Raw genomic sequence first — 12,032 nt, 5'->3', positions numbered from 1 at the left:
AACTAATAAACTAATAAACTAATAAACTAATAAACTAATAAACTAATAAACTAATAAACTAATAAACTAATAAACTAATAAACTAATAAACTAATAAACTAATAAACTAATGGTTTTCCTATTTAATATAAATTATCTTCAAAATAATTTGCTAAAAATCCTATTTCACAAGGAATTGAAAAGTGAAAGTATTAAGACAGTTCAAAATATATGGAATATTGGGGGAATAATAACATTTTATTCAAGTTTTTATTGTGTTCTATATAATTAATTGTCTTTATTTGGTTGGTTTATTAATATCTAACTTAATTATTTAATTTATAAATAGAATTAACTTTATAGTTTTTTATTCATTTTGTATGAGATAATAGTGATTAATAATCGTGCACTTGAAATCTGAAAAAATTGTAGAGTAACAGATGGAATATGAGCGATAGGGAAAAACTGTGCTTCTGCCAGTGGAAGATTGGTGATTTATTATTCATTCGCATTGGCTGATTGTTTTCGATTGAGTCAATATGCTGAACCTTTAGCAAGAAGTTAACTGGTTTATGTAATTAATGAGAATCAATAAATAACGGAAACTGACTTGTCTATTAATGGTTTTAGTCTTATTGTGTAGTCAGATTGGATAATTTGTACGTTTAGATTGAAGATAAGGTATGAAAATGGACAACGTAAATAAGCCGTCATTCCACAATGTGTTGGAGTTTGTACATATGTTTCGTCGTAAGAATAAGTTACAGCGCGAAATTGCAGACAATGAAAAGAAAATACGCGATAACCAGAAGCGTGTTTTATTGCTTGATAACTTGAGCGAATACATCAAGCCCGGTATGTCAATTGAAGATATTCAGAGCATCATTATGAATATGAGAAGTGATTATGAAGACCGTATAGATGATCATATAATTAAAAATGCGGATCTTTCTAAAGAGCGTCGTGAATTGTCTAAAAAGCTTAAAACAATGGGTGAACTCAAATAGCATCATTAAATAACCACGCATGAATGCGTGGTTATTCTTACCGACTACGCAACAGCCCAATCAGGTTTAAGCTCTGGATCAACTAAGGTATAAATCTGCTGATATGAAGATTCTTCTTCTGCCATAGTTGCCAGTTGATGTGCAACATCTTGGCGACTAACTGCACCATGAATTTCATGCTGATATCTTTGACAATGGCCTGTTCCTGGTTTATCGGTTAATCCTCCCGGGCGAATAATTGTGTAATTCAAGGAACTTGTCTGGAGGTAGCTTTCTGCCATTGATTTGAGCCTGACAGATTGGCCAAACAATGACTTAGCTCTGGGTGACAGGGTTTTCCAGCCTTCGCTACAACCTATTGAGGTAACGAGTAACATACGTGTTATTCCTGTTTTCTCAATAGCATCAATGATAGTCATATTGCCAAAGAGATCTGAATCAATTCCACCAATAGTAGAAAAGACGATTGCTTCTGAACTTACATGTTGTACCGTTTTTTCAACATCTTCAGCATTACAGGCATCACCTTGTATCACTTTGACACCTAAAGCACTCAGTTCAGTAGCCTGCTGAAAATTGCGGATAAGCGCAATGACGGGACGTTTTTGTTGCAGTGCGACAGTCACGAGATGACGTCCAACGCCACTACCTGCACCAAAAATAAGCCACGGTTTCATAGGTTATTCTCCTGGTTAAATAAGAAATCGAATGATAATTAATTGAACAGGGTTATGGTAATGACTGTTTAAGCTAACCCTTATGTGGATAGAATAAAATTAACGGTAGGTATTTTTGTGGGGTTAGTAGCAAAAAAAAATGGCTCCCTAAAAAGAGCCATTTTGCTGATATTAAACAATGTTGTTTATTCAAAGAATTGCGGTTTAGCCATTGGTGAAGTAGCCGCATTAGTAGCTGAATGGCCCCCAGCTCCCCCTTTCCCTTCAAAATGAGAAAAAGGCCGTTGCCATTCGCTGATAGCAATAGGTTTTTCAATCATCTCAGGGGCTGGCGCTTTGGTCATCGGCGCATAAGAATGATGAATTTTGGCTATAATAGCAACAGGTTGTTTAACCATTTCATCTTTACTCTCTTCAATAATCATCACTGCTGCAATTTCTTTAGAAACAACAATGTCATCTTCTGCTTCAGATTGCTGCTCAAATTCAGGGATAATCGGTGTTATTGCAACCAGTTCAATAACTGACCGTTCTTCCTGCACTGATTCAGTTTGCTGTAGAACAATGTCATTTTGTTCTGTAATGCCTGTTTCAGATTTGATTCCGTTTTGGTGAGTTTCTAGCGTCTTTGCTACCTTCGGAGATTCAATGATGGTTTGTTCAGATTCTGCAACAACGATGATTGCAGGTACTGTTTCTGTTGCTATTGCCGACAATACCTCATTTTGCTGTTCTTGCTGTTCGATCATAGAAATTTCCTCAGGCATTTCTATGGAAATCGGAACCACCGGATAGCGAACCCAAACTTTACCGGAAGCCATTTCTGGTGATGCAACAGCCATAGATAATGGTACCGGTGATTGAAGTAGATTTCTTTCATCGCGGTAACGGCGGCGGCGCTGACCACTAACGCGCAAATGACGAGGAGAGCGACGAGAGCGGCGTGGCATAACATTATCTTGTTGCTCTTTATTTTCAGTCAATTGTTGCGGCTGGGCTGTTTCTACCGGTATTTCAACAGGTACTGGTAATTGCTCTTCTGTAACAACAGGTACGGGCAGCGAGGCGGCAGTTGTAACTTCTTTCACTTCATCTATGATGCGAATTTTTTGTTCAAGCTGACGACGTTGGCGACGTGGCATAACCGGTAGACGTTCTTCAACCTCATTTTCAACGACTTCCGGCTTCTGGGTTTCAAGTTGCTGCTGGCGTTTTTCTTCCTGACGACGGCGTTGACGTTCTGCACGTTGCTCGCGACGTTGCTGCTGTTGGGTTTCACGAGCAGCAGTATCTATCGTCACATTGTTATCTTGAGTGTCATTTTTCTGTTGAGTATTACGATTTTTCCGTTGTTCGTCACGATCACGGTTATTACGTTGTTCATCACGCAGATTATTATCATCACGATCTTTACGTGAATTTTGGCGGCGTTGATTGCGTCGTTCAGAAGAGCGACGGTTATCATGACCAGATAATTTATTCTCTTTTTTCTGTGCCGGTTTTTCTTCTTCTGCTTCTGTACTGAACATTTTTTTCACAGCAGCCAAGAAGCGGCTTAAGAGACCAGGTTGTTCCGTTATAGTCTGAGCAATGTGGTTTGGCTTTTTCTCTTTTGTTTTATGTGATGGTTGCTGTGCTGGTGTATCGGCTGGCAAAGCAAAAGCAGAAATAGCGGGCTGCTCAGGACGTTTACGTTCAGGTTGGACATCTTCTTGAGGATTTATCGTTCCTGCTTCATAAAATTGAGGAAGCAGATAGCTCAGTGCAGAAATTTCCTCACCCTTACGTACGCGTAGAACAGAGAAGTGAGGCGTCTGCATTTGATCGTTAGGCACGATCACTACGCCAACATCTCCCTGACGGCGTTCAATTGCACTGACTGCCTGGCGCTTTTCGTTTAGTAGATATGAGGCGATTTGTACTGGAACAATGGCATGGACTTGATGCGTGTTCTCTTTCAGTGCCTCTTCTTCAATCAGACGCAAAATGGATAGCGACAGGGATTCATTATCACGAATAGTCCCTGTGCCGCTACAGCGTGGGCAAACGTGGTGGCTGGATTCACCTAGTGATGGGCTCAGGCGCTGACGGGACATTTCCAGTAGACCAAAACGGGAAATACGGCCAATTTGAATACGAGCACGATCCTGACGAACAGCATCACGTAGGCGGTTTTCCACTTCACGTTGATGACGTACTGGTGTCATATCGATAAAATCGATAACAATCAAACCACCAAGGTCACGCAGGCGTAATTGACGGGCAATTTCATCCGCTGCTTCAAGGTTGGTATTAAAAGCCGTCTCTTCGATATCTCCTCCGCGTGTTGCACGGGAAGAGTTAATATCGATCGCAGTTAATGCTTCTGTGGTATCGATAACCACAGCACCGCCTGATGGCAGACGAACTTCACGCTGAAATGCAGATTCAATCTGTGATTCAATTTGATAATGGCTGAATAGGGGAACCTCACCACTATACAGCTTAATTTTACTGGTGAAATCCGGGCGGCCAAGTGCAGTGATATGTTGCCGTGCCAGATCGAGAACCTTGGGATTGTCGATTAGGATTTCACCGATGTCTGGGCGCAAATAGTCGCGGAAAGCACGGACGATGACATTACTTTCTTGATGGATTAAGAAGGGGGCAGAGCGGTTTTCGGCGGCTTTTTTGATCGCTTCCCAGTGTTTAAGGCGGAATGATAAATCCCACTGTAGTGCTTCTGCGGACTTACCGACACCCGCAGTGCGGACGATCAGTCCCATTCCTTCTGGCACTTCTAACGATGCCAAAGCTTCTTTCAGTTCTGTGCGGTCATCTCCTTCGATACGGCGGGAAATACCGCCCGCGCGAGGGTTATTAGGCATTAGTACCAGATAACTGCCCGCCAGACTGATAAAAGTGGTTAAGGCGGCCCCTTTATTACCACGTTCTTCTTTATCGACTTGAACGATAACTTCCTGGCCTTCCCTTAAAACATCTTTGATATTAGGGCGACCGTGAGGATGGTAGTTATTGGGAAAATATTCGCGGGCTATTTCTTTAATAGGAAGGAAACCATGCCGTTCAGCGCCGTAGTCAACAAAAGCAGCTTCCAGACTAGGTTCAATTCGGGTGATTTTACCTTTGTAGATATTTGCTTTTTTTTGCTCGTGTCCTGGGCTTTCGATATCCAAATCATAAAGGCGTTGCCCGTCAACCAGAGCAACACGCAACTCTTCTTGCTGAGTTGCGTTGATTAGCATTCTTTTCATTGTAACTTACTCATTATTTTTTACATTAGTTATAGAGCTACGGGCAAATATAGATGAGCGACTGGTAACCGATGGTCTCGTGTCTTTTACAAATCCGCCAACCTCCCGGTTGTCGTTTGTATAGAGACGCATATTTTCGGCAGGTCTGAATTTTCACTTAGAAAACAGTACCCTTTTCTAGGAATAATCTGCAAATATAAATGAAGCTGATTTGATCCAATTCCAGTAAACTGCTACCCGTAGCCCGCTAATTATTTGATTTCCCAGTACGTCTTACGCCATTGCTGCGTTTTTGTGCAATCAAATGAAGAACAAACGTTTAACTTCGCCATTCAGGTTTAAAAAACTGATGATGGCTACGTATTATTCCATTGCTGTTGGGGTGATAGCAAGGTGACTTTATGTCTTTAAGCGGTTTTTCTGATGAAATAGGAAGAAATAGTTAATATTTAATCTTTATCTTAAAGTAGGGAAGGTAACAACCGGAAAGTATGCGTGATTTTTACACATATTTAAAAATGAGTAGCACTCTGCTTGAGTGATAATTAAAATTGCTATCATGAAAACGAATAATCAAGTTGTACAATTTGTCACTATTGATGACGATGAAGCTGGACAGCGAGTTGATAATTTTTTGTTAGCGCGTTTGAAGGGTGTTCCTAAGAGCATGATTTACCGGATTGTGCGTAAGGGGGAAGTGCGGGTAAATAAAGGCAGGATAAAACCTGAGTATAAATTGTCTGCGGGGGATGTTGTCAGAATTCCACCGGTTCGGGTTGCAGAACGGCAAGAAGCGTCAGTTTCAGCTAAACTGGATAAAGTCGCTGCATTAGACGATTGTATCTTATACGAAGATGACTATATTCTGGTGCTCAATAAACCTTCTGGTACGGCCGTTCATGGCGGTAGTGGTTTAAGTTTTGGTGTTATTGAAGGATTGCGGGTTTTGCGTCCGGAAGCAAAATTCCTCGAATTAGTGCATCGTTTAGATCGTGATACCTCTGGAATTTTGTTAATTGCTAAAAAACGCTCAGCTTTACGGGCCTTGCATGAGCAATTACGCCTTAAACAGATGCAGAAAGATTATCTGGCTTTAGTACGAGGACAATGGCAATCACATTGTAAGGTTGTTCAGGCTCCATTGCTGAAAAATATCCAGCAAAGTGGTGAGCGGATTGTTAAAGTAAACAGTGAAGGTAAGCCTTCTGAAACGCGTTTTAAAGTAGAAGAGCGTTTTGCCAATGCAACGTTAGTGAAAGCCAGTCCGGTAACGGGTCGAACTCATCAAATCCGTGTTCACACTCAATATGCTGGGCATCCGATCGCTTTTGATGATCGCTATGGGGATAAAGTTTTTGATTCGCAACTGTCAGCTACGGGCCTTAACCGCCTATTCTTGCATGCCAGTGCGATAAAATTTACTCATCCCTCGACGGGGGAGACATTACGTCTTGAAGCACCGATGGATGAGCAATTGCGCTATTGTATAAAAACGCTACGTCAGAATCACAGTAATTAACCTATCGCCGTCAGTGGGTTTACCCCCTGGCGGATTAATAATTCAGTCAATGTAATTAATGGTAAACCTATCAGCGTATTCGGATCTTTCCCTTCAAGTCGTTCAAATAAAGTGATTCCTAACCCTTCGCTTTTAAAGCTTCCGGCACAATTAAGAGGGTTTTCCGCAGTTAAATAAGCCCAGATTTCATCATCAGCCAGTTCTCTAAAATAGACATTGAATAATTCACAACGTGTATCAGTTATTCCTGTTTTGCTGTTAAAGAGAGAAATGCCGGTATAAAAGGTGACGCAATGACCACTGGCTTGCCGTAATTGTTTAAATGCATTTTCAAGACTGTGGGGCTTGCCGGTGATTTCGCCGTTAATAACACAAACTTGATCAGAACCAATAATCAAATGCTGAGAATATTTTGTTTGTAATGCCTGTGCCTTGGCTTGCGCCAAACGCATAACGAGTTGTTCTGCATTTTCATTCATTCGAGGTGTTTCATCAGTATTAGGCGCTGCGCATATAAAGGGTAAACGAAGTTTTTCCAGTAACATGCGGCGATAAGCTGATGTGGAAGCTAAAATGATTTGTGTCATAATTTTTCCAAAAGACATGGCGAAATAATTGCAGGCATTTTAAACTAGGCACAGCTTAATAAGCGAATATTTGGCGGAAAGGTGCAGATGTGTGGCCTTTTTCTTTGACTATATCTCATTACAAAGATAATATGCGCGCCTTATGCAAAAGGTAAAATTACCCCTGACCATTGATGCGCTTCGCGCCGCTCAGAAACGATTAGACTACGCAGGTAGTTATTCACCTGAGCAAGTTTTGCGTATCGCGGAATCTGTGGTTAGCGTGGACAATGATGTAGACAGCGTTTTATCGTTTCAGATAGATAACCAACGTCTGGCGGTTGTGCGTGGGCATTCCGATGTGGATGTTACGCTTGAATGTCAGCGTTGTGGCGGTAATTTCAGCCATCACGTTCACATAACATATTGTTTTAGCCCGGTCGTCAAAGATGAACAGGCTGAAGCATTACCGGAAGAGTATGAGCCAATTAACGTTAACGAATTTGGCGAAATAGATTTGCTGGCAATGATTGAAGATGAAATAATTCTTTCTCTGCCGGTAGTTCCGGTACATGATTCTGAACACTGTGAAGTGTCCGAAGCGGACATGGTGTTTGGTGAATTACCTCTAGAGGCTGAAAAACCAAACCCATTTGCCGTATTAGCCAGTTTAAAGAAAAGTACTTAAGGAGTAAGGTCAATGGCCGTACAACAGAATAAACCAACTCGTTCTAAACGTGGTATGCGTCGTTCTCATGATGCACTGACTGCACCATTACTATCTGTAGATAAAACTTCTGGTGAAACTCACCTGCGTCACCATGTGACTGCTGATGGCTACTACCGTGGCCGCAAAGTCATCAACAAATAATCTCCGCCAGTCATTAGCAAGTTGATACCTTGACTAATCTGACTTTAGCGTTAGATGCCATGAGCGGGGACTTTGGTCCTCGCGTTACGGTGCCTGCTGCATTGCAGGCACTGGCGTCTAACCCTAGACTTAAATTATTGCTGGTCGGAATCCCCGATATCATTTCTCCGATGCTTGTAAATAGTGATGCTGAGTTGCTCAGTCGTTTACAAGTGGTTCCTGCTGAACGGGTTGTGGCTAATGATGCGAAACCGTCGCAAGCGATTCGTAACAGCCGAGGAACGTCAATGCGTATTGCCCTGGATTTAGTGAAATCAGGTGAAGCGCAGGCGTGTATCAGTGCAGGGAATACCGGAGTATTGATGGGGTTATCTAAATTGATGCTAAAATCGATAGAAGGCATTGAAAGACCTGCTTTGATGACCGTGTTGCCAAACCTGAAACAGCGGCAAACTGTCGTATTGGATTTAGGTGCCAATGTTAATTGCGATAGCCGCATGTTGGTGCAATTCGCCATTATGGGTTCAGTAATGGCCGAGGAAGTCGTGGGGGTGGTTAATCCCGCGGTAGCATTGCTTAACATTGGTACGGAAGAGAGTAAAGGGCTGGATAATATCCGCGAAGCCGCCACTATTTTAAAGCGCATTCCGACGATAAATTACATTGGTTATCTGGAAGGTGATGAATTACTGACAGGTAAAAGTGATGTATTGGTATGTGACGGCTTCGCAGGTAACGTGACGTTAAAAACGATGGAAGGGGCGATCAGAGTTATTTTATCCCTGCTTAAATCATCGGATGGACAAAAGAAAAAATTTTCCTGGTTGTTGAAAATAGTCAAGAATTGGCTGCAAAAACGGATGACAAAACGCTTCGGTCACCTGAACCCTGACCAGTATAATGGCGCATGTCTGTTAGGATTATATGGAATTGTAATCAAAAGCCATGGGGCGGCTAATGAGCATGCGTTTAAGGCCGCAATCGAACAGGCTGTTCAGGCCGTTGAAAGGCAGGTTCCTGATAGAATTGCTGCACGCCTGGAAACAGCATTACCCAAGAGTGACTGAACATACATGTATACAAAAATTTTAGGTACAGGTAGTTATCTGCCTGCGCAAGTGCGTACTAATGCTGATTTAGAAAAAATGGTGGATACTTCTGATGAGTGGATTATTACCCGTACAGGTGTCCGCGAACGTCGTATTGCTACTGATGATGAAACTGTTGCGGTTATGGGGTTCCGGGCTGCAAAGAAAGCAATTGAAATGTCGGGCATTGATAAAGAGCAGATTGATTTAATCATTGTTGCAACAGCTTCATCCACCCATGCTTTCCCCAGTTCTGCGTGCCAAATTCAGCACATGTTGGGTACCCAAAATTCAGCGGCTTTTGATATTTCTGCTGCTTGTTCTGGTTTTGTTTATGCACTGAGTATTGCTGATAAGTTTATTAAAACCGGTGCGGCAAAACATGCATTGGTTATTGGTTCTGATTCTATTACCAGAACACTTGATCCAGAAGATCGCGGAACACTTGTCCTGTTTGGCGATGGTGCAGGTGCTATGGTGGTAGGGGCTTCTAATGAGCCAGGAATTCTTTCAACTCACCTTCATGCAAATGGTAGCTATGGTGAATTGTTGGTATTGCCTTATCAGGAGCGCCAGAATCTAAAAGAACCAGCGTATGCTAGTATGATCGGTAATGAAGTATTTAAGATTGCAGTCCGTGAATTGGCTAACATAGTTGATGAGACTTTAGAAGCAAATAACTTACCATATAGTGAGTTGGATTGGCTGGTACCTCATCAGGCTAATTTGCGTATTATCGCAGCGACAGCTAAAAAATTAAACATGACAATGGATAAAGTAGTGGTAACGCTGGATCGTTACGGTAATACTTCTGCGGCATCGGTACCCACAGCATTTGATGAAGCAGTACGTGATGGCCGGATTAAGCGCGGTCAGTTAATCTTAATTGAGGCTTTTGGTGGTGGCCTTACTTGGGGTTCAGCACTGATACGTTTTTAATTTGACAGGAAGATGAGCATGTCTATGTCTGAATTTGCAATGGTATTTCCTGGTCAGGGTTCTCAAGACCTTGGTATGTTGGCCGATTTGGCTACAGCGTTCCCGGTTGTCGAGCAAACTTTCGCTGAAGCGTCTGATGTGCTGGGATATGATCTCTGGGCTCTAGTTCAACAGGGGCCAGAAGAAGAACTGAATAAAACATGGCAAACTCAACCCGCGTTGTTGGCCGCATCGGTTGCTATCTGGCGGGTTTGGCAGGAAAAAGGTGGAAAAGCACCATCACTGATGGCTGGACATAGCCTTGGTGAATATTCTGCACTGGTTTGTGCAGGTGTCATTGATTTCAAACAAGCAATTAGACTTGTTGAACTGCGTGGCAAATTGATGCAAGAAGCTGTACCTGAAGGCACTGGTGCAATGTATGTTATTATTGGTTTAGATAATGAATCCATTGATCGTGCCTGTAAAGAAGTAGCTCAGGGGCAAATTGTTTCTCCAGTTAACTTTAACTCACCTGGTCAGGTTGTTATTGCGGGTGAGAAAGAGGCGGTAGAGCGTGCTGGTGATGCATGTAAAGCCGCAGGTGCGAAACGCGCGCTGCCTTTGGCAGTCAGTGTACCGTCGCATTGTGCACTGATGAAACCCGCCGCAGATAAGCTGGCAGTTGTTTTGGAAGGAATTGAATTTAGCCATCCTCAGTTCCCGGTGGTAAATAATGTTGATGTGAAAATAGAACAATCTGCTGAAGCTATCCGTGATGCACTGGTACGACAACTCTATAATCCTGTCCGTTGGAGAGAAGCAGTTGAATTTATTGCTGGACAGGGTGTTGGGCAGCTATTAGAAATAGGGCCAGGTAGAGTTTTGACAGGTTTAACTAAACGAATTGTCAATACCTTAAGCGCAGCAGCAGTTAATGACACAGCTACACTAATAACTGCATTGGAAAATAATTGAGGGCAATATGAGATTAGATGGAAAGATTGCATTAGTAACAGGTGCTAGCCGTGGGATAGGCCGTGCAACTGCTGAGCTATTAGCAGAGCGTGGAGCCTATATCATTGGTACAGCAACAAGCGATAAAGGCGCTGAAGTCATCAGTGCTTACCTTGGTGAAAAAGGTAAAGGTTTTGTACTGGATGTCACTGATCCGGAATCGATTGAACAGCTTATGTCTACCATCCGAACAGAGTGTGGCGGGCTTGATATTTTAGTGAACAATGCGGGTATCACCGGTGATAATCTGGTGATGCGTATAAAGGATGATGAGTGGCAGCATATTATTGACACTAATCTTTCATCCGTTTTCCGTATGTCAAAAGCGGCGATGCGCTTTATGATAAAAAAACGTCACGGTCGTATCATCTCTGTTGGTTCTGTTGTTGGATCGATGGGGAATGTTGGGCAGGCAAGCTATGCAGCGGCGAAAGCAGGGCTTGTTGGTTTCAGCAAGACATTGGCTCGGGAAGTGATTTCCCGTGGTATTACTGTTAACGTTGTTGCGCCAGGGCTTATTGAAACTGATATGCTAAAAGCATTGCCAGAAGAGCAGTTGGCGAACTTTTCAAAAGATATCCCCGCTAAGCGGCTTGGGGATGCAAAAGAAATTGCTAGTGCTGTGGCTTTCTTCGCTTCTGATGAAGCGGCTTACATCACAGGCGAAACATTACATGTCAATGGCGGCATGTATATGAACTAAAAAATGAGCGAACCAGTTGCATTTTTTGTGTCAAATAACGCAAAATAGAGCAAGTTTGTGGTTCGACCAGCCGGGATTGGGTTGCATCTTTTCCTGTATTTTATAAACTACGAAAACCATCGCGAAAGCGAATTTTGATAGGAAATTTAATAGCATGAGCACTATTGAAGAACGCGTTAAAAAAATCATCGTTGAACAACTTGGTGTTAAAGAGGAAGAAGTTATTAATTCAGCTTCTTTTGTAGATGACTTGGGCGCTGATTCTCTTGACACAGTTGAACTGGTAATGGCGCTGGAAGAAGAGTTCGATATCGAAATTCCAGATGAAGAAGCAGAAAAGATCACTACAGTTCAGGCAGCTATTGATTACGTCCAGAACCAAAGCGAATAAGTGAACACACCTAGGCGGTCATTCGACCGCCTATGTTTCTGC

At 42.4% G+C, this 12,032-nt stretch carries 12 protein-coding genes; 9 read left to right on the top strand and 3 right to left on the bottom strand.

What is annotated here, in order from left to right:
• Positions 1-668 precede the first annotated feature (668 nt).
• A complete protein-coding gene (gene tmaR / locus ACGF49_RS22025) occupies positions 669-986 on the top strand; it encodes a PTS system regulator TmaR (protein ID WP_112878499.1) in 318 nt (105 codons plus the stop codon).
• 44 nt (positions 987-1,030) lie between these two features.
• On the opposite strand, the gene ACGF49_RS22020 is transcribed toward tmaR, so the two are convergent.
• Positions 1,031-1,663 carry an NAD(P)-binding oxidoreductase gene (locus ACGF49_RS22020; protein ID WP_113041905.1) on the bottom strand — a complete coding sequence of 211 codons (633 nt, stop codon included), beginning with the start codon at positions 1,661-1,663 and terminating at the stop codon, positions 1,031-1,033.
• A gap of 185 nt (positions 1,664-1,848) precedes the next feature.
• Positions 1,849-4,917 carry a ribonuclease E gene (gene rne, locus ACGF49_RS22015; RefSeq protein ID WP_113041904.1) on the bottom strand — a complete coding sequence of 1,023 codons (3,069 nt, stop codon included), beginning with the start codon at positions 4,915-4,917 and terminating at the stop codon, positions 1,849-1,851.
• 559 nt (positions 4,918-5,476) lie between these two features.
• On the opposite strand from rne, the gene rluC reads away from it, so the two are divergent.
• A complete protein-coding gene (gene rluC, locus ACGF49_RS22010; protein ID WP_113041983.1) occupies positions 5,477-6,436 on the top strand; it encodes a 23S rRNA pseudouridine(955/2504/2580) synthase RluC in 960 nt (319 codons plus the stop codon).
• Here rluC and ACGF49_RS22005 read toward each other — a convergent pair.
• Positions 6,433-7,023, bottom strand: coding sequence for a nucleoside triphosphate pyrophosphatase (locus ACGF49_RS22005; RefSeq protein WP_113041903.1), 591 nt, complete (start codon positions 7,021-7,023; stop codon positions 6,433-6,435). The genes rluC and ACGF49_RS22005 overlap by 4 nt on opposite strands.
• 142 nt (positions 7,024-7,165) lie before the next feature.
• Between ACGF49_RS22005 and yceD the strand changes: the two genes are divergently transcribed.
• From yceD to acpP, 7 genes are all read left to right on the top strand, one after another.
• Positions 7,166-7,690, top strand: a complete 525-nt coding sequence (yceD, locus tag ACGF49_RS22000) for a 23S rRNA accumulation protein YceD (protein ID WP_113041902.1) — start codon at positions 7,166-7,168, stop codon at positions 7,688-7,690.
• A gap of 12 nt (positions 7,691-7,702) precedes the next feature.
• A complete protein-coding gene (rpmF, locus tag ACGF49_RS21995) occupies positions 7,703-7,873 on the top strand; it encodes a 50S ribosomal protein L32 (protein ID WP_011147057.1) in 171 nt (56 codons plus the stop codon).
• 29 nt (positions 7,874-7,902) lie between these two features.
• Positions 7,903-8,940 (top strand): phosphate acyltransferase PlsX, encoded by a 1,038-nt coding sequence (gene plsX / locus ACGF49_RS21990; RefSeq protein ID WP_113041901.1) that lies wholly within the window; start codon positions 7,903-7,905, stop codon positions 8,938-8,940.
• A gap of 6 nt (positions 8,941-8,946) precedes the next feature.
• Complete coding sequence (locus tag ACGF49_RS21985; RefSeq protein WP_112878494.1) at positions 8,947-9,900, top strand: beta-ketoacyl-ACP synthase III; 954 nt, start codon at positions 8,947-8,949, stop codon at positions 9,898-9,900.
• Positions 9,901-9,924: 24 nt separating this feature from the next.
• Positions 9,925-10,857, top strand: coding sequence for an ACP S-malonyltransferase (fabD, locus tag ACGF49_RS21980; RefSeq protein ID WP_112894227.1), 933 nt, complete (start codon positions 9,925-9,927; stop codon positions 10,855-10,857).
• 7 nt (positions 10,858-10,864) lie between these two features.
• The gene (gene fabG / locus ACGF49_RS21975) at positions 10,865-11,599 is read left to right on the top strand and encodes a 3-oxoacyl-ACP reductase FabG (protein ID WP_113041900.1); all 735 of its coding nucleotides are present in this window, start codon (positions 10,865-10,867) and stop codon (positions 11,597-11,599) included.
• Between the two features lie 154 nt (positions 11,600-11,753).
• A complete protein-coding gene (acpP, locus tag ACGF49_RS21970) occupies positions 11,754-11,990 on the top strand; it encodes an acyl carrier protein (RefSeq protein ID WP_112894165.1) in 237 nt (78 codons plus the stop codon).
• Positions 11,991-12,032: the final 42 nt, after the last annotated feature.

It is taken from the genome of Photorhabdus sp. RM96S, from assembly GCF_042879335.1.
Classification (GTDB): Bacteria; Pseudomonadota; Gammaproteobacteria; order Enterobacterales; family Enterobacteriaceae; genus Photorhabdus; species Photorhabdus kayaii.
Note: the sequence above shows the minus strand (reverse complement) of the source record. Positions and strands in the feature narration are given on the sequence as shown.